This window comes from Sphingobium soli (genome assembly GCF_020782245.1).
Lineage (GTDB): Bacteria > Pseudomonadota > Alphaproteobacteria > Sphingomonadales > Sphingomonadaceae > Sphingobium > Sphingobium soli.
In genome coordinates this window covers 222,923-241,198 of record NZ_JAJGNP010000003.1, presented here as the reverse complement: position 1 = coordinate 241,198, position 18,276 = coordinate 222,923, and the positions used below count along the sequence as shown (strand labels likewise).

The window sequence follows — 18,276 nt, the reverse complement described above, 5'->3', positions numbered from 1 at the left end:
GATCGCCGTCGTCACCCCCGATATTTTCGTTCGAGAAGGGAACCAATTTTTTGCTTTAGATACACGAAAGGGCGGCCTCCTTCCGGAAGCCGCCCAATCTTAAGGCAGTCGTCGATAGTTTACTGAGGTGGCTGGGCCGGGTCAGCGGGCTGCATCGGAGCGGTGCCGGGACTTGCCGGGGTAGCGGGCGCGGCAGGAGCCGACGCCTGGATACGTTGTTGAAGCGCCGGATCGGCTGCTGCGGCCTGCCCGATCTGGTTGAACTTTTCAGGCGGAAGACCGGACGACTGCACCACAGCCAACATTTTAGGCTGCTTGTCCGCCGCCGAAATTGTGCTGTCCTGCTGAATTTTCGTGACTTCGACAGCCGCCGCAGCAAATTGCTTGATCTCGGCATCCGTGAAGTTGCTGGCCCCTGCAGCCGGTGCGGGGGTCGCCGCTGGCGCTGCCGGCTCTGCGGGAGCGGCCGGGCTCATCTGCGCATAGAGCGGGGTGGCAGCCAGGAAGGCAGCCGAAACAAGACCAACCTTAGTCAAACGGGATTCAATCAGGCCCTTCATCTTCGATCTCCTGCGTCGTGTTACCCAAACAAAATGGGCAGCCCGTGCACACGTGGGAAGACCTTATTGGATGAGTCGAGCCATCCGATAGACGACTGGCCGGTTCCATTCGCCCGACCCGTTTTTAATCACGGGCTGTCGGCGATCAATAATTGAGTAGGCCGGCGAATTTCTCCGCCGGCCGTCTCTATTCTCACCATATCTTCACCCGATTTTCGGGCGACAGATAGATTTTCCCATTGGGTGCCGGCTTGAACGCGTCATACCAGGCGTCGAAATTGCGCACGATGTCAGTGCGATATTGCGACGGCGCGTGCGGATCGGTCACCAGCCGTTGGCGCAGATTGGCTTCACGATAATTGCGCCGCCATACCTGTGCCCAGCCAAGGAAGAAGCGCTGATCGCCGGTCATGCCGTCGATCACAGGCGCCTTTTTGCCACCCAGCGAGGCATGATAGGCGTCAAGCGCGACCGCCAGGCCGCCCAGATCGCCAATATTCTCGCCCAGCGTGAACGCGCCCTTCACATGCGCGCCTGGGAACGGTTCATAGGCGTCATATTGTTTGACCAGCTTGTCGGTCAGCGCCTTGAAATTGGCGACATCCTGATCGGTCCACCACTGGTTGAGCTTGCCAGTTTCATCATATTTCGCGCCCTGATCATCGAAATGATGGCTGAGCTCATGGCCGATGACCGCGCCAATGCCACCATAATTGACAGCCGGGTCCGCCTTGGGATCAAAGAAGGGCGGTTGCAGGATGGCAGCCGGGAAGACGATCTCCACCATGCCGAAATTGGCATAGGCATTGATCTCCATCGGCGTCATGCCCCATTCCCAGCGATAGATGGGCTTGCCGAGCTTGCCGATATTATAGTCGAACTCGAACGCGTTGGACCGCATCGCATTGCCCAGCAGGTCGTCGCGCTTGATCTCAAGCCCGGTATAATCGCGCCATTTGTCGGGATAGCCGATCTTGGGCGTGAAGGCGGCCAGCTTCTTGTGCGCACGCGCCTTGGCCGTGTCGCTCATCCAGGGCAGCGCGTCGATGCGGCGGCCCATGGCGGCAAGTATGTTCTTGACGAGGTCGTCCATCGCCGCCTTGGTTTCGGGCGGAAAATATTTGGCGACGTAGATTTTGCCGACTTCCTCGCCCAGTGATTCCTTGAGGAAGGTGACGCCGCGCTTCCAGCGTTCCTCGCGCTCGGGCGTGCCCGACAGGGTGGTGCCATAGAAGGCAAAGTCCGCGTCAGCGACGGTGTCCGGCAGATAATCAGCATAGGCATGCAGGCTGGACAGAAGCAGCCCGTCCTTGAGCACCTGCATCGGTGCCTTGGCGATCAGTGCCGCTTCGCCGGTGATGGCGCTGGGCTGCGCGACCAGCAGGCTCGCGGGCTCAAGATTGTTCGCCGCATAATAGCTCGCGAAATCGAAGCCGGGCGCCGCCTGCTCCAGTTGCGCCAGCGTCATCTTGTTATAGGTCTTGTCGGCGTCGCGACTGTCGATCTGGGTCCAATGGACCTTGGCGATTTCCGTCTCGAACGCCATGAGCGCGGCGGCGCGCGCCTTGGCGTCGCTCTGGCCGGCCAGGGTCAGCATCTTTTCCAGATGCGCGACATAGGCGGTGCGGATCGCGGCCATCTTCTCACTCTGGTCGAGATAATAGTCGCGATCGGGCAGGCCCAGCCCCCCCTGCATCATCGAGAGGATATAGGTTTCGGGGTCCTTGTCATCCTGCCCGACATAGAAGCGGAACGGGCCGCGAATGCCGGCGCGCGCTGCTTTCGCCGCGACCTTGGCATAGGCTGCGCGATCCTTCACCGCCGAGATTTCGGCAAGCCAGGGCTTGATCGGCGCCATGCCCTTCGCCTCAACCGCGGCCTTGTCCATATAGGCGGCATAGGCGTTGCCGATCTTGCTGTTGGGATCGGTCTGCGCGCTTTCCAATATGCCCTTGGTCCGCTCGCGCGACAGGTCATCCAGAATATTGAAGGCGCCATAATTGGACTTGTCAGCCGGTATCGGCGTGTTCTTCGCCCAGGTGCCATTGGCATAATCATAGAAATCGTCGCCCGGCTTCACGGACATATCCATGCCGCTTTCGTCAAAGCCATAGCTGCCATAAGTCGGCTTCGCGGTGGTGGACGATGCCGTGGCCGGCGTCGCGGGTTGATCGGCATGGGCCGCAGTCGCGGGCTGATCGGCATGGGCCGCAGTCGCGGCCAGGGCGAGCGCGCTGACGGCGGCCCCCAGAATATATTTGGTCATCAAAGCGTCCCTTGCTTGGCATAGACTGGGCGCGCCTGTGGCACACCCGGCATGAGCGGGACTTGAACGCCCGTGCAACAGGCTTGTCCATGTCGTTGGTCGAAAATTATGGCAGGTTGATGTGCCGAGCAAAGGCGTGCGCCAGCGCGTCCGGGGTCATTTCGGCCAGCATCGGCAATCGGCCCAGCGCCGGCACCTTGGCCAGCGCGGGAATGATCCGCTCATTTTCGGCATGTTCGTCGCCAATGAAGGCAATGCCTGCGATCGGCACGTCGCGGGCGCGCAACGCCTCGATGCTGAGCAGACTGTGGTTGATGGTGCCAAGCGCGGTGCGCGCGCACAGGATGACGGGTTGGCCCCAATGGGCAAACAGGTCGATCATCAGCATCGTCTCGCTGATCGGCACCATCAGCCCGCCTGCCCCCTCGACCACCAGTGGCCCATCGACGCGCGGCAGTGCCAGCCGGTCGAGCCGGATGTCGACCCCGTCGATCCGTGCGGCCAAATGTGGGGAGGCGGGCGTGGCGAGGCGATAGGCTTCGGGCAAGATGCGCTCGGCAGGCAGGCCAGACAGGGCGGCGACGGTTTCCTTGTCCCCTTCCGGATCGACGCCGGCCTGGATCGGCTTCCAGTAACAGGCGCCCAGCGCGCCGGCCAGCCCAGCGGCGAACACCGTCTTGCCGATGCCGGTATCCGTTCCCGTGACGACAAAAACGGTCATCGCATCTGGCCCCGCAATACATCCCCCAGCGCCAGCACATCGTTGCGACCGACATTAAGGCTAAGCGAAATGCGCAATCGGCTGGTGCCCGCCGGCACCGTGGGCGGGCGAATGCCGCGGACGTCGAATCCGGCTTCCTGCAAGGCGGCGGCCGTCGCCATGGTGCGGGCGTCATCTTCAAGAATGACCGGGATGATCTGGCTGCGGGGGCGCGGCAGGCCGAGCGGCGCGCAAATCGCTTCGGCGGCATCCTGGCGCAGCGTGGAAAGCCGGTCGCGGCGATTGTCCGCTGCCTCGATCCGGTCAAGCGCGGCGGCGGCGGCGACCGCCATCAGTGGCGAAGGCGCGGTCGAATAAATGAAGGGCCGGGCGCGATTGACCAAATAGTCGATCAGGATGCGCGGGCCACAGATCAGTGCGCCCTCCGCCCCCATCGCCTTGCCGCAAGTGTGGAGCGTCACCACATTGTGCAGCCCGTCCAGCCCCGCCGACAGCCCCCGGCCCGATGGGCCGAACACGCCGGTGCCATGCGCTTCATCCAGTAGCAGCATCGCCTCATGCCGGGCGGCGAGCTTGGCCAGGTCGGCCAGCGGCGCCATGTCGCCGTCCATCGAATAAAGCGTTTCCACCGCGATCCACACCCGGCCCTTGCCCCCTTCTGCGCGGAAGGCGGCGATCAGGTCGGCAAAGCTCTGCACATCATTATGGCGCGCGAACACCGCGCTCGCCTTGCTCATGCGGATGCCGTCATGGACGCTGGCATGCACCAGTTCGTCCGCCACGATCAGGTCGCCGCGCTGCGGCAGGGCGGACAGGAGCGTCAGATTGGCCACATAGCCATTGGCCAGGAACAAGGAAGCCTGGGTACGGAAAAAGTCAGCCGCCTTCGCCTCCAGCCCTTCATGTTCGGGCGCATTGCCGCGCAGCAGACGCGATCCGCCCGACCCCAGCGGCACGCCGCGCGCGACCGCATCGGCCACCGCCTGCGCGATCATCGGATCGCCAGCCAGGCCAAGATAATCGTTGGACGCAAAATCGCGCCCGGCGCGGGGTGAAAGCCGGCGCAGGCGCCCGCGTTGTTCCAGCGCGGCAAGCTGGGACCGGAAGGGTTCGGCAGTCATGGCGCGGGCTATAGGCGCGCCCGGAAAGGGGGGCAAGCAAGCCGCTGCGCAGGTGCAGCAAGGGTGCGCGTCCTGCCATAAAAACGTGCCGGCCCCGTCAGTGCAAGGGGCCGGCACATTCAGCAAATACTGGCGATTGCCAGTCAGCCTATCCGATCATCCCCCATGCGCCAGCGCCGCGAGCAACAACAGCGCGACGATGTTGGTAATCTTGATCATCGGGTTGACCGCCGGGCCAGCGGTGTCCTTGTAGGGATCACCCACCGTGTCGCCGGTCACTGCGGCCAGATGAGCGAAGCTGCCTTTGCCGCCATGATTGCCGTCCTCGATATATTTCTTGGCATTGTCCCATGCGCCGCCACCCGACGTCATCGACAAGGCGACAAACAGCCCTGACACGATCACCCCGAGCAACAGCGCGCCCAGCGCGGCAAAGCCATTGGCAATGCCCGCCACCGCCGCGATCGCGAAATAGACGACGATCGGGGCTAGCACCGGCAGCAGAGACGGCACGATCATCTCGCGGATGGCGGCGCGTGTGACCAAGTCCACGGTGCGCGCATAGTTGGGCCGCGATTCGCCACGCAATATGCCATGGTCGGTGGCGAACTGGTGGCGCACATCCTTCACCACATGGCCCGCCGCGCGGCCGACGGCGGTCATCCCCATCGCGCCAAACAGATAGGGCATCAATGCGCCCAGCAGCAGCCCGACGATCACATAGGGATTGGACAGGCTGAAATCGACCGGCGCGGTCAGGCCCAGCGCTGAATTATAAAATTTCAGATCTTCGGTATAGGCGCCGAACAGCACCAGCGCGGCAAGCCCGGCGGACCCGATCGCATAGCCCTTCGTCACCGCCTTGGTCGTGTTGCCGACTGCGTCCAGCGCGTCGGTCCTCACCCGCACCGTTTCGTCCATATGGCTCATTTCGGCTATGCCACCGGCATTGTCGGTGACAGGGCCATAGGCGTCGAGCGCCACCACCATACCCGCCAGCGCCAGCATCGCGGTCGCGGCAAAGGCAATGCCGATGAGGCCCGCCGCCTGATAGGCCAGGATGATGCCGACGACGATCACCAGGGTCGGCAGCGCGGTCGCCTCCAGGCTGACCGCCAGCCCCTGAATGACATTGGTGCCATGGCCGGTTTCCGACGCCCTGGCGATGGAGCGGACCGGGCGATAGTTGGTGCCGGTATAATATTCGGTGATCCACACGATCAGCGCGGTGACGCCCAGCCCGACCATCATCGACCAGAACAGCGCCATGCCGCTATAACCGCCCACGCCATCCAGATCGGCGCCGAACACCGTAGTCATATCGCCCAGCACCCAGTTGGTCGCCAGGTAAATAGCCGGGATCGATAGGATGGCGGTGGTCCAGAAGCCCTTGTAGAGCGCGCCCATGATCGACTGGGACCGTCCCAGCCGCACCATATAGGTGCCGATGATCGACGTGATGATGCACAGCCCCCCGACGATGAGCGGCAGGCCCATCAGCTTCATGAGGAAGCCATTGTCCACGCCCGTCACCAGCAGCGCGGTCAGGACCATGGTCGCGCCAACGGTGACGACATAGGTTTCGAACAGGTCGGCCGCCATGCCGGCGCAATCGCCCACATTGTCGCCGACATTGTCCGCGATGACGGCGGGGTTGCGTGGATCATCCTCGGGAATGCCCGCTTCCACCTTGCCCACCAGGTCCGCGCCGACATCGGCCGCCTTGGTGAAGATGCCGCCGCCCAACCGCGCGAAGATGGAAATGAGCGACGCGCCAAAGGCCAGCGCGACCAGCGAATCGATGACCAACCGGTCGTCGGGCGCATGGCCCGCCGGCCCGGTCAGGAACCAGAAAAAGCCGCTGATCGCCAGCAGCGCCAGGCCCGCCACCAGCATGCCGGTGATCGCACCCGCGCGAAAGGCGACGGTCAGGCCGCTCTGCAAGGACGTACGCGCCGCTTCGGCGGTGCGGACATTGGCGCGCACCGAAATGGTCATGCCGATGAAACCGGCCGCGCCAGACAGGATCGCGCCGATCAGAAATCCGATGGCGGACGTCAGCCCAAGAAACAGCGCGACCAGCACCGCGACAACGATGCCGACAACAGCAATGGTGCTATATTGCCGCCCCAGATAGGCCTTCGCTCCTTCCTGTATCGCGCCGGCGATCGCCTGCATCGTGGCGTCTCCCGGTGACGCGGCCAGCACCTGCCGCGCGGTGAAAAGGCCGTAGAGCACGGCCAACAGGCCGCATCCTATGGCGATAAAGACTATCTCCATGCTTGATCCTCTCCCCCTGTTGTTGCTGTCATCGGCCGCTCCGCAGGGAATGACGGGCGAACGAAGGGCGCAAGGGCGGGCGGCCGGACGAAACGGGTTCGGCGTCGGGCTCCGCGTCAATCAGCATCGGGCGTCACGCATGGCACGTGCCTTCCAACGGGCTGAGGAATAGGCGGCGATCAAGCTACAGGCGCGATGGCGCGCGTCAAGATGGACGGGAAGAAGGGCGCAGGCGAAACTGCCGTATCAGAGCTCAGGCGCAATCGGGTCTTCGCGCACGCTCGTCTCACCGGTCGCCATATCGACCTGATGCTTGGTAAAGAGCGCAAAGCCTGCGCCAAAGAGTGGCAGCAACACAAGGATAGCCCGGAAAAGCGCGACCCCACGCCGGCGCAGATGACCGCGTCGGCAGCTTCAAACGGACCATTGACCTGAGTTAGGTCAATGTTCCCATCCTAGCCGTCCAGGCAAAGGCACCGCCGCGCCGTCGATCATCAGCGTCAGGCCTGTGCCGGACGACACATAGCCGATGGGAATGGCGCGCACAGGAGGCGTAGCGCCACGCGGCAGAGCGAAGAGCAGTTCATAGTCATCGCCCGCTCGTGCGGCCGCAATCTGGACGGCAGTGCTCGCCCCGCGCGCTTTTTCGAGCGCCAGCGACAGCGGGACATGATCGATGGTGATGGCGACATCGCTGGCCTGCGCCATGCGCGCCGCGTCGATCAGCAGACCGTCCGACAGGTCCATCATCGCGGTTGCAAACGGGGCGAGCAATGTCCCTTCGGCCAGACGCGGGCGGGGCCGGCGATAGGCGTCGACCAGCGGTCCGGACGCGGTTGGATCAGAGCGGGCCAATTCAAGGCCAATGCCCGCATCGCCGACCGGCCCTGTTACGAAAAGGCGATCACCAGCCTGCGCGCCGGAGCGACTGGGCATGGCCCCTGTCGCTTCACCCATGGCAGTAAGGCTGTAACTGCGCGCCGATCCCGCCGGCATCCTGACCGTATCACCCCCCAGCAGCGGCATGGCGTGGCGGTCCAGCGCCTCGTGCAGCCCATCAAGAAAGGCTGCGTCCCATGCCGCATCGCCCGACAGCGCATAATTGAGCATACAGCCCACCGGCCGCGCGCCCTTGGCCGCGAGGTCCGACAGATTGACCGCCGCCAGTTTCCAGCCGATATCGGCGGGCGGATCGGCGGGTAGATAATGCACGCCCTCCACGATCGTGTCGCTGGTGAGGACAAGGCGCGAGTCGCCCACGGGCAACACAGCCACGTCATCGAATAAACCGCGCGCGCCGTCATGAACGATACGACTTCGTAACATTTTCAGGAATGCATATTCATCGGACATGGCCTCGCTTTCTAAGGCATGGGCGCGGACAAGACCATGGCGGAAAGGGCGAGCGGGGGATGCGCTGGATGGAGGCTTTCAAACTGTTGGTGGCAGCGTTGTGAAGCGTGACGATAATGACGCCCTTCCCTGGACCAAGCGGACCCTTGTCCCCAGGATGCGTGCTCCTGATCATCAATCACCGGCCCGAATTACTCGCAAAGCTGCAAATCCTGGCCTCACCCGGTTGCTTATATTTCGTCGCTGGACGGCGACCGGTGTTATGATGGAGTTGGCGCTGTGTCTTGGTCCTTTCGCCTCAGCGGGCGGCGCGGCGATGGCCTGGAGCGTTGCCCGAAGGAACCCTGCCCCCTGTGGGCTCGCCCAAGGCTGAGGCAAACCGTTGGTCGCAAGCGATGAAACTGATGGACGGCAGCGGCGTTTGTCACGATAATGTCATGTTCGGGCAGTCGCCCTTTTCTGGAATGTTATCTCTGTGCCGCCTTACGTTTATGCTGTCAGCAATTTCTGGAAGGACCGTCTGGCGGACGGACCACGTCCGGCCGAATTGCCATCGCTCAACCATCTGCTCGGCAATTTGTCGCTGCCGTTCGACCTCAAACGAACGCAGGCGCAAGCTGCCGCGCTGGCGGGTCGGATCAGGGGCGACGGGCGTCATGTGCTGCTGATCCCCGGCCTGATGGCGTCGGAACGGCGCATGGGATGGCTGCGCGATATTTTGACCGCTGGCGGCTATCAGGCGCATGACTGGGGCATGGGCCGCAATATGGGGCCGCGCCCTGACAGCCTGGAGCAGATCGACCGCCGCGTTGATGCGATCCGCAAGGAAACCGGTGCGCCGGTGACGCTGGTGGGCTGGAGTCTGGGCGGTCTTTACGCGCGGGAATATGCCAAGTTCGCGACGGAAAAGGTCGGCGGCGTGGTGACGATGGGTACGCCTTTTTCAGGGGATCCGCGCGCCAATCATGCCTGGCGACTCTATCAGCTGGTGTCGGGCTTCCCTGTCGATCGCCCGCCTTTCCCCTGTACGCGTGAAGACAAGCCGCCTGTTCCCACGGTCGCTTTATGGTCCCGTCGCGACGGGGTGATCCTGCCTGAATGCGCCAGAGGACGCGCAGGGGAACGGGACGCCGCAATTGAGGTCGATTGCACCCATATGGGCTTCGCGGCTTCGCCCGAAGGCATATTGGCCGTCGCCAGGGCACTGGAAACGACGCGCGGCTGAGGCGGCGTCATCGGCGAGAGCCGTAAGCTACTCCATCATTACCCGGCCAGTCGCGTCAATGCCTGATCCCTGCCGATCAGCGGCAATAATTGCGCCATGTCCGGGCCATGGTCGAGGCCCGTGAGGGCGCGGCGCAGCGGCAGGAAGAGCGTCTTGCCCTTGCGGCCGGTTTCGTTTTTGAGCGCACCGGTCAGCGTCCGCCAGATGTCCGCGTCGAAGGGCGCATCGGTCAGGATGCGATGGGCCGTGGCCAGGAAATCTCGATCGCCCTCTTCCACTTCGGGGGCGTCAATCGGTCCGGTGACGATCCGCCACCAGTCGGCCGCCCCCGCCACCGTTTCGAGATTGGGCCGGATCGCGTCCCACGCCGCCGCATCCATGCCGTCCGGAAGGCGATCGGCCACTGCCGCATAGGAAAACTGATGCACGATTTTCTGGTTGAGGGCCGCCAGTTCGCCCTCGTCGAAGCGCGCCGGCGCGCGGCCGAAATGCGCGAAGTCGAAACTTTCGATCAGCGGTTGCATGTCGGCAAAGGGCTCGATCGGCTGAGAGGAACCGAGCCGAGCCAGCAGCGCCGCGATCGCGATGGGCTCCAGGCCCATCTCGCGAAAATGGGCGACGCCCAGCGAGCCAAGGCGCTTCGACAGTTTACCTTCGCTGCCGGTCAGCAACGCTTCATGCGCGAAATGCGGTAGCGGCGCGCCTAGCGCTGCAAACATCTGAATCTGGGTCGCGGTGTTGGACACATGGTCCTCGCCGCGCAGGACATGGGTGACTCCCATGTCGATATCGTCGATCACCGACGGCAGCATATAGAGCCAAGACCCATCGGCACGGCGGATCACCGGATCGGACAGGAGTTTCGGGTCAAAACGCTGTTCGCCGCGAATGAGGTCGGTCCAGACGATCGGCTGATCATGGTCCAGCTTGAAACGCCAGTGGGGCGCGCGCCCTTCGGCTTCACTGGCGGCGATCTGCTCAGGCGTAAGCGCCAGCGCAGCGCGATCATAGACCGGCGGCAGGCCACGCCCCAGCAATATCTTGCGACGCAGGTCCAGTTCCTGGCTCGTTTCATAGGCCGGATAGACATGGCCGGAGGCCTTGAGCGCCTCGAACCGGGCCTCATAAAGGGCGAAACGATCGGATTGTTTCTCCACGCCGTCCCAGTGAAGTCCGAGCCATTGCAAATCAGCCCTGATCGCATCGGCATATTCGGCGCGCGAGCGTTCAAGATCGGTGTCGTCGAGGCGCAGCAGGAACGTGCCGCCGGACTTGCGCGCCCACAGCCAGTTGTGGAGCGCGGCGCGGATGTTGCCGACATGGAGGTTGCCGGTGGGCGACGGGGCGAAGCGGGTGATGACGGTCATGGGCTTTCTGCCGCCTTAGATGGTGCGGAACGCATTGGTGATGGGGTAGCGGCGATCGCGGCCGAAATTGCGGATGCCCAGCTTGACACCGGGCGGCGCCTGGCGACGCTTATATTCAGCGACGTAGAGCAGCCGCTCGATCCGGGCGACCGTCTCTTTTTCAAAACCGCGCGCGACAAGGTCATCGACCGACAATTCCTCCTCGACCAGGCCGTAGAGAATGGGATCGAGTATCTCATAGGGCGGCAGGCTGTCGTCATCGCGCTGGTCGGGACGCAGTTCGGCGCTGGGCGGCTTGGTGATGACGCGTTCGGGCATCACGGAGCCGGCCGGTCCCATGCCCGCCCCAAGCGATGGGACATGGGCGTTGCGCCAGCGGCTGAGGTCGAACACCGTCGTCTTGTAGGCGTCCTTGAGCACCGAATAGCCGCCGGCCATGTCGCCATAGATGGTCGCATAGCCGACCGACATCTCGCTCTTGTTGCCGGTGGTCAGCAGCATGTGCCCGAACTTGTTGGACAGGGCCATGAGGGTCACGCCGCGGATGCGGGACTGGAGATTTTCTTCGGTCAGGTCGGGCGCGCGCCCGTCAAAGACCGGCCCCAGCATGGCGTCGAACGCGCCCACCGCCGGCTCGATCGGAATGATATCGTAGCGCACGCCCAGCAAGCGCGCACATGCGACGGCATCGTCCAGACTGTCCTGACTGGTGAAGCGCGAGGGCATCATCACGCACCAGACGCGGTCCGCGCCCAGTGCATCGACCGCGACGGCGGCGGAAAGCGCAGAGTCGATTCCGCCGGACAGGCCCAGCACTATGCCAGGAAAACGGTTGCGGTTCACATAATCGCGCAGCCCCAGCACCATGGCGTTGTAGATATCCGCCGGACGCGGATCGAGTTCATGCCTGTCGCCGGGCAGGCAGACCCATTGGCCATCCCACTTCTCCCACTGCGTCAGAACAAGCGCCTCTTCCCAGTCGGGCAGCTGCTGCGCGATGGAAAGATCGGCATTCATGACGAAGGACGCGCCATCGAACACCAGCTCATCCTGTCCGCCCACCCGGTTGAGATAGGCTAGCGGCAGGCCGGTTTCGCGCACCCTCGTGCCGGCGACCGCGTTCAGTCGACGATCGTCCTTGTCGACTTCGAACGGGCTGCCATTGGGGCTGATCAGGATTTCCGCGCCTTCGCTGCGCAGATGTGCGGTGACGAAGGGGAACCAGATATCCTCGCAAATCGGCACGCCGATCTTCACCCCGCGAAAATCGATGGGCGCGGGCAGCGGTCCGGGCGCGAAGAGCCGCTTTTCATCGAACGTGCCGTAATTGGGAAGCTCCCGCTTGGCGCGCACCGTCGTGACGGCACCATTGTCGAGCAGGGCAACGACATTGAAGAGCACACCCTGCGCGGCAACCACCGTGCCCACCAGCATGGCCGGGCCGCCATCGGCGGTTTCCTGCGCCATCCGGTCAAGCTGATAATCGGCCTGCGTGACCAGAGCGGGTTTCAGCACCAGATCCTCGGGCGGATAACCGATCAGCTGCAACTCGGGAAAGACGATCAGGTCAGCCCCCTTCGCCCGCGCGCGCCATTCCAGCATGGCGTCGGCGTTAGCCTTGAGGTCGCCCACGGACTGGGTCATCTGCGCAAGCGCGATCACGAGTTTGTCGGTCATGGCGCGCGCCCTAGTGCATTTTACCCAAAGGCGCAAAAGCGCCTTTCCACCACAGGCTCCCCCCGCTAAAGGGGCCGCGTCTCGCGCAGCGTCCTCATTTCGTCACGTCATCTAAAGTCTGGGGGTTTTGGCCATGAAGCTCATGACCGGCAATTCCAACAAGCCGCTTGCGGCCGCCATCGCCGATTATATCGAAATCCCCCTGACCGACGCCAGCGTTCGCCGCTTCGCCGATGAAGAGGTTTTCGTCGAAATCCACGAGAATGTGCGCGGCGAGGACGTGTTCGTCATCCAGTCGACCGCCTATCCGACCAACGACAATCTGATGGAATTGCTGATCATGATCGATGCGCTGAAGCGCGCGTCGGCCAAGCGCATCACGGCGGTCGTGCCCTATTTCGGCTATGCCCGGCAGGATCGCAAACCCGGTCCCCGCACCCCGATCAGCGCCAAACTGGTCGCCAACCTCATCACCACGGCGGGCGCCAATCGTGTTCTGTCGGTCGATTTGCACGCCGGGCAGATCCAGGGCTTTTTCGACATTCCAACCGACAATCTGTTCGGCGCGCCGGTCATGTCGGCCGACATCCAGGCCCGGTTCGCTGACCGCAATATCACCGTCGTGTCGCCGGACGTCGGCGGCGTGGTGCGCGCCCGGGCGCTGGCCAAGCGACTGGACAATGCCCCGCTCGCCATCGTCGACAAGCGGCGCGAGCGCGCGGGCGAATCGGAAGTCATGAACATCATCGGCGACGTGAAGGGCCGGTTCTGCATCCTGATCGACGATATCGTCGATTCGGCCGGCACGCTGTGCAATGCGGCCGCGGCGTTGAAGGCCGAAGGGGCAGAAGATGTCATCGCCTATGTCAGCCACGGCGTATTGTCGGGCGGCGCAGTCGCGCGGGTCGAGGCGTCGGAACTGCTGGAACTGGTCATTACCGATTCGATCCAGGGCACGGACGCGGTGAACACCGCAACGCATATCCGCCACCTGCCCATCGCGCCGCTGCTGGGCGAAGCCATTAAGCGCATCGCCGACGAAAGTTCGGTTTCCAGCCTGTTCGACTGAACGGCGAATAGGCTGGCGGTCGATCCGGGGGATCGATCGACCGGACTCTTCGGTCTGCAGCCTGTTCGACGGAGGCCGTGCCGCGCGGTGGCTCAGTGCGTCGGGAACAGGATGATCGGCAGGGCAAAAACCAGTGCCAGGCCGGCGATGATTCGTTGACTGCGCGAAACGCCGATCGGCAATTCCCGCCAGACGATCGGGCAGGCCAGCAGCGCGAAGATGATCAGCAGGTTGGAAATCGTCACCGATCCGCCAATCGGCAGATCCTGGCGCAGCGCCAGCCCCGCGAACAAGCAGGTGAAGCTCAATATCCAGCCAATCAGCGCCATGCAGTCCCCCTAGGCCATGCACTTCCTTGCAGACCCCAAGGGTAGGACGGCGGGGTTTCGATAAACTTAATCGCCGCCACCCTGAAGCGGCGCCCAGGGATCGAAACTACCAAAGCTCCAGACATTGCCTTCGGGGTCGAGGGCTGTGTAGCCGCGCCCGGGATAGCCAGGATTGTCATGCGGTTCATCGACCACGACCGCGCCCTCATTGCGGGCGTGCAGGCAATGCGCATCGACGTCCTCCACGACCATGTAGACACAAGCGGTGGTGCCGCCCAGATCGCGAACGGTGGACCAGGTGTAGAGCGATTCGCTCTCCCCATCCCTGACACTGCCCAGCATCAGCATCCCTTCGCCCAATGTCAGTTGCGCATGATGAATGATGCTGTGGTCCAGATCATCGGCATAGATGACATGACGTTCAAACCCGAAGGCATCGCACAAAAAGGCGATAGCGGCGGGCGCATCGGCATAGCGCAGGCATGGAATGACGGGGGAACCGGGCATTGTCCTCTCCTTGCGATTGTCGCAGGAGGGTAGCGCAAAGCGGGATCAACAGCTAGGCATGCCGCCATGACGACCCGCGACGACCTGGCCCTCGCCAACCGCCTTGCCGATGCCGCCGGAGAAGCGATTCGTCCCTTCTTCCGCACCCGCTATGACATGGAGATCAAGGCGGACAAGTCGCCGGTGACGGAGGCCGACCGCGCCGCCGAGGCCGCGATACGCGCGATATTGGAGCGGGAACGCCCCGATGACGGCATCATCGGCGAGGAATATGGATCGGTTCGCACCGATGCCGAGCGGGTCTGGATCCTCGATCCGATCGACGGCACGCGCAGCTTCATTGCGGGGCGGCCGATATTCGGCACGCTGATCGCTCTGACCCAAAGCGGCTGGCCGACGATCGGCATCATCGACCAGCCCATCGCACGCGAACGCTGGGCAGGGATGAGCGGACAGTCCACCACCTTCAACGGAAAGCCGGTTCGCACGCGGGCCTGCCGCGGCCTGGAGGGCGCAGGGATCGCGACCACAAGCCCGCACCTGTTCGCCGACGGCGACGTTCCGCATTATATGGCGCTGGTCGCGGCGGTGTCGGGCGGCGCGCCACGGCAAGGGCCGGTCTATGGCGGGGATTGCTATAATTACGGCCTGCTTGCGTCCGGCTTTCTGGACATCGTCATCGAATCGGGCCTGCAAAGCTATGACTTTGCAGCGCTGGTCCCGGTGGTCGACGGGGCAGGCGGGGTGATGTGCGACTGGAATGGCGATCCGCTGACCTCGAAAAGCGAAGGGCATGTTCTGGCGCTTGGTGATCCGGCCCGGCTGGAGGATGTGCTGGAGGCCATTCATGGCGCAGGCGATGGCCATCATCACGATCACGGCTGACGTGCGGTTGCCGCATCGGGCGCGGGCTGGCAGATCGTAGGGATGACACGCATCGGCCTGCTGGGCGGCTCTTTCAATCCGGCGCATGGCGGGCACAGGGCTATTTCGCTCTTTGCGCGAGACGCGCTTGATCTGGACGAAATATGGTGGCTGGTATCGCCGGGCAATCCTCTGAAACCCACCAAGGGCATGGCTCCGCTGCCCGCGCGCCTCGCCCATGCGCGCAAGGTCGCGCGCCGCGCGCCGATCCGCGCCACCGCCATCGAGCGGCAATTGCGCACCCGCTACACCATCGATACGCTACGCGCCCTGCGCCTGCGCTATCCACGCCACGATTTCATCTGGCTGATGGGCGCCGACAATCTGGCGCAATTCAGCCAGTGGAAAAACTGGCGCGGCATCGCCCATCTAATGCCCATTGCGGTGATCGCCCGGCCGGGCTATGATGCAGTCGCCCATGGCTCTGAGGCCATGAGCTGGCTGCGGCGCTTCGTCCGGCCCGCGCGCCAGAGTGCAGACTGGACGAATTGGAGAGTGCCGGCGCTCGTGCTATTGCGCTTCCGCCCTGATCCAAGATCGGCGACCCTGCTGCGGCAGGCGGACCCCCTCTGGCATCGCGAATATGAAGCAACGCGTGTGCGCGACCCGCTCACGCGCCGGTATGTCGTATGAAGCATTTCGAGGAGAACCGCCGCAGGCGGGCGTCCGGCTCGGAAATGCGTTCACTGAAGATTGGAGTATAATTGACCAACGCCGCCCCTGCCAACGATACGGCCTCCAGCGCCGAATCCGTGGCCGCCCTGCACGCCCTTGTCATGCAGTCGCTCGACGACGACCAGGCGCAGGAAACCATCTCCATTCCCCTTGAAGGCAAAAGCAGCATCGCCGATCACATGGTGATCGCGAGTGGCCGTTCGTCGCGTCAGGTAGCGGCGATGGCCCAGCACCTTGCCGAAAAGATCAAGAAGGAAACCGGCCGCTCGGCACGCGTCGAAGGTCTGCCGGTCGCCGACTGGGTATTGATCGACGCGGGCGATGTCATCGTGCATCTGTTCCGACCCGAAGTGCGCAGCTTCTACAATCTGGAACGGATGTGGGGCTTTGTCGACGCGCCGGTCGCGGGCAACGCCTGAGACTTGGACGCTTCGACAGCGACGCGATGATCGGCTAGGAGACGCCGATGCTTCTCCACATCATTGCGCGCGGCAAGATCGGGCGATCGCCCGAAGCCGAGCTTGTCGACCGCTATCTCAGGCGGTTGACAATGCCTTATCGAGTTACAGAAATGCCGGACCGGGGCGGCAAGCTGCCGCCCGTCGCTGCCGGCACAGCGACGGTCATGCTCGATGAAAAGGGCAAGCAACTTGGTTCCATGGATTTTGCCCGCCGAATCGAAGGCTGGCGAGATGCTGGTACGCGCGAATGCCGGTTCCTGATCGGCGCGGCGGATGGGTTCGACGACGCAGAACGCGCCAATGCCGACCTGCTGATCGCATTCGGCGCCATGACCTGGCCGCACATGATGGCACGGGCCATGCTGGCCGAACAGCTCTGGCGCGCCTCCTCCATATTGGCCGGTCATCCCTATCACCGCGAAGGCTGACGGGTCGACAGATGCCGCCATCTTGCCTAGTCACCGCAGGACAAGGGCGGGATATCGGGTGACGCGAAATCTTCTCATCGCTGGCGGCGTCGCGGCCCTGATTGCGTTTGCAAGCGCGCGCCTCGTCGCCGCCGATGGCGATGCGCTGGTGCTTCCTGGCACGGCGAGCACCAGCCTGGCGCAGGAACAGCAGGCGCTTAAGGATGCCCGTCGACAATCCGACGAGGCGCGCGACCGTGCCGCGCGACTGGCGCAGCAGGCAAGCGCCGCGCGGGACGCGGCGGAACAGGCGAGACGCCGCGCCGCAGCCGTGGCCGCTCGAATCCAGCAGGCCGAAGCCGATATCCAGGCCGCGCAGGCCCGCATCGCCATCATCGCACGGTTGCAACGCGCACAGGCAAAGCGCCTGGCGGCGCGGCAGGAGCCCGTGGTTCGACTGACCGCCGCGCTACAGATGATGGCGCGACGGCCGCTGGCGCTAGCGCTGGTGCAGCCGGGCAGCATCAGCGACGCCGTCCATCTGCGCGCCGTTCTGGGGCAGATATTGCCCGTGATCGAACAACGCACGGCTGGCCTGAGGGCGGAACTGGCGCGCAGCCGCGCGCTGCGCGCGACCGCCCAGCAAGCGGCCGACGCCCTTGCTCAGGCGCAACGGGATCGCAAGGCGCAGCGGGCGGAGCTGGCCGGGCTGGAAACGCAAAAGCGCCTCGCCGCGCGCGACTATCGCGCCAATGCGGGCATGGAAAGCGAGCGGGCGCTGGCGCTGGGAGAGCGCGCGCGCGACATCGTCGACCTGATGGATCGGCTGGAGGCGGCGGGGGACCTGCGCGAACGGCTTACAGCACTGTCGGGACCGCTGCCCCGTCCGGTCCGGCCAGACAAAGCCGGGGCCGCGCCGCCGGAACGAGAAGCGATGGCGAGCGGCCCGCCGCCCTATCGCCTGCCGGTCGTCGGTCAGCTGGTCACAGGCCTGGGCGAGGTCAATGATAGCGGCGTGCGCGCGAGGGGTCTGACGCTGGCCGTCCAGCCCAGCGCGCAGGCGATCGCACCAACGGCCGGCCGCGTCGCCTTTGCCGGTCCCTATCGCGACTATGGCCAGATTCTCATCATCGACCATGGCGGCGGCTGGACAACATTGATCACCGGATTGCATCGCCTGTCCGTGCGCGTGGGCGATGATGTCCGCCAGGGGGATCCCGTGGGTGTCACGGACAACCGCCGCAGCGACATCATCGTCGAACTACGCCGCAATGGCCGGCCGGTGGATATCGTGCCGCTCATCGACCTTCATTGAGACCTATGATGGAGCTGTC

General features: G+C 64.0%; 18 protein-coding genes. 8 read left to right on the top strand and 10 right to left on the bottom strand.

Annotated features, from left to right (window positions below):
• Positions 1-119: 119 nt before the first annotated feature.
• The 5 genes from LL253_RS05845 to LL253_RS05825 form a co-directional block, all read right to left on the bottom strand.
• Positions 120-560 carry a DUF4168 domain-containing protein gene (locus LL253_RS05845; protein ID WP_228226522.1) on the bottom strand — a complete coding sequence of 147 codons (441 nt, stop codon included), beginning with the start codon at positions 558-560 and terminating at the stop codon, positions 120-122.
• A gap of 193 nt (positions 561-753) precedes the next feature.
• Positions 754-2,826, bottom strand: coding sequence for a M13 family metallopeptidase (locus LL253_RS05840; RefSeq protein WP_228226521.1), 2,073 nt, complete (start codon positions 2,824-2,826; stop codon positions 754-756).
• Positions 2,827-2,932: 106 nt separating this feature from the next.
• The gene (gene bioD / locus LL253_RS05835; protein WP_228226520.1) at positions 2,933-3,547 is read right to left on the bottom strand and encodes a dethiobiotin synthase; all 615 of its coding nucleotides are present in this window, start codon (positions 3,545-3,547) and stop codon (positions 2,933-2,935) included.
• Positions 3,544-4,668, bottom strand: coding sequence for an 8-amino-7-oxononanoate synthase (locus tag LL253_RS05830; protein WP_009823164.1), 1,125 nt, complete (start codon positions 4,666-4,668; stop codon positions 3,544-3,546). Before LL253_RS05830 ends, bioD begins: the two co-directional genes overlap by 4 nt.
• A gap of 156 nt (positions 4,669-4,824) precedes the next feature.
• Positions 4,825-6,948 (bottom strand): sodium-translocating pyrophosphatase, encoded by a 2,124-nt coding sequence (locus LL253_RS05825; RefSeq protein WP_009823165.1) that lies wholly within the window; start codon positions 6,946-6,948, stop codon positions 4,825-4,827.
• Between the two features lie 195 nt (positions 6,949-7,143).
• Here LL253_RS05825 and LL253_RS05820 point away from each other — a divergent pair, with 195 nt between their 5' ends.
• The gene (locus LL253_RS05820) at positions 7,144-7,383 is read left to right on the top strand and encodes a hypothetical protein (RefSeq protein WP_228226519.1); all 240 of its coding nucleotides are present in this window, start codon (positions 7,144-7,146) and stop codon (positions 7,381-7,383) included.
• Between the two features lie 6 nt (positions 7,384-7,389).
• On the opposite strand, the gene thiL is transcribed toward LL253_RS05820, so the two are convergent.
• Entirely contained in the window at positions 7,390-8,301 is a 912-nt protein-coding gene (gene thiL, locus LL253_RS05815) for a thiamine-phosphate kinase (RefSeq protein WP_228226518.1), read from the bottom strand.
• A 475-nt stretch (positions 8,302-8,776) separates the two neighbouring features.
• Here thiL and LL253_RS05810 point away from each other — a divergent pair, with 475 nt between their 5' ends.
• Positions 8,777-9,526: an alpha/beta fold hydrolase gene (locus LL253_RS05810; protein WP_228226517.1), complete on the top strand. Its 750-nt coding sequence runs from the start codon at positions 8,777-8,779 to the stop codon at positions 9,524-9,526.
• A gap of 38 nt (positions 9,527-9,564) precedes the next feature.
• On the opposite strand, the gene gltX is transcribed toward LL253_RS05810, so the two are convergent.
• Together gltX and LL253_RS05800 are read right to left on the bottom strand one after the other, a co-directional pair.
• Positions 9,565-10,893 carry a glutamate--tRNA ligase gene (gene gltX, locus LL253_RS05805; protein WP_228226516.1) on the bottom strand — a complete coding sequence of 443 codons (1,329 nt, stop codon included), beginning with the start codon at positions 10,891-10,893 and terminating at the stop codon, positions 9,565-9,567.
• Between the two features lie 15 nt (positions 10,894-10,908).
• Positions 10,909-12,570, bottom strand: a complete 1,662-nt coding sequence (locus LL253_RS05800) for an NAD+ synthase (protein WP_228226515.1) — start codon at positions 12,568-12,570, stop codon at positions 10,909-10,911.
• Positions 12,571-12,703: 133 nt separating this feature from the next.
• Between LL253_RS05800 and LL253_RS05795 the strand changes: the two genes are divergently transcribed.
• The gene (locus LL253_RS05795; RefSeq protein WP_009823171.1) at positions 12,704-13,639 is read left to right on the top strand and encodes a ribose-phosphate pyrophosphokinase; all 936 of its coding nucleotides are present in this window, start codon (positions 12,704-12,706) and stop codon (positions 13,637-13,639) included.
• A gap of 92 nt (positions 13,640-13,731) precedes the next feature.
• Here the strand turns inward: LL253_RS05795 and LL253_RS05790 are convergent, their stop codons facing one another.
• Both LL253_RS05790 and LL253_RS05785 read right to left on the bottom strand, forming a co-directional pair.
• Entirely contained in the window at positions 13,732-13,968 is a 237-nt protein-coding gene (locus LL253_RS05790) for a hypothetical protein (RefSeq protein WP_228226514.1), read from the bottom strand.
• 66 nt (positions 13,969-14,034) lie between these two features.
• Positions 14,035-14,475, bottom strand: a complete 441-nt coding sequence (locus LL253_RS05785) for a VOC family protein (protein WP_228226513.1) — start codon at positions 14,473-14,475, stop codon at positions 14,035-14,037.
• Between the two features lie 66 nt (positions 14,476-14,541).
• Between LL253_RS05785 and LL253_RS05780 the strand changes: the two genes are divergently transcribed.
• The 5 genes from LL253_RS05780 (at position 14,542) to LL253_RS05760 (ending at position 18,257) form a co-directional block, all read left to right on the top strand.
• Positions 14,542-15,360: an inositol monophosphatase family protein gene (locus LL253_RS05780; RefSeq protein WP_228226512.1), complete on the top strand. Its 819-nt coding sequence runs from the start codon at positions 14,542-14,544 to the stop codon at positions 15,358-15,360.
• A gap of 42 nt (positions 15,361-15,402) precedes the next feature.
• Positions 15,403-16,032 carry a nicotinate-nucleotide adenylyltransferase gene (locus tag LL253_RS05775; RefSeq protein ID WP_228226511.1) on the top strand — a complete coding sequence of 210 codons (630 nt, stop codon included), beginning with the start codon at positions 15,403-15,405 and terminating at the stop codon, positions 16,030-16,032.
• Between the two features lie 71 nt (positions 16,033-16,103).
• Entirely contained in the window at positions 16,104-16,493 is a 390-nt protein-coding gene (rsfS, locus tag LL253_RS05770; RefSeq protein ID WP_228221330.1) for a ribosome silencing factor, read from the top strand.
• A 47-nt stretch (positions 16,494-16,540) separates the two neighbouring features.
• Positions 16,541-16,963 (top strand): 23S rRNA (pseudouridine(1915)-N(3))-methyltransferase RlmH, encoded by a 423-nt coding sequence (locus tag LL253_RS05765; protein ID WP_228226510.1) that lies wholly within the window; start codon positions 16,541-16,543, stop codon positions 16,961-16,963.
• A 58-nt stretch (positions 16,964-17,021) separates the two neighbouring features.
• A complete protein-coding gene (locus LL253_RS05760) occupies positions 17,022-18,257 on the top strand; it encodes a murein hydrolase activator EnvC family protein (protein ID WP_228226509.1) in 1,236 nt (411 codons plus the stop codon).
• Positions 18,258-18,276: the final 19 nt, after the last annotated feature.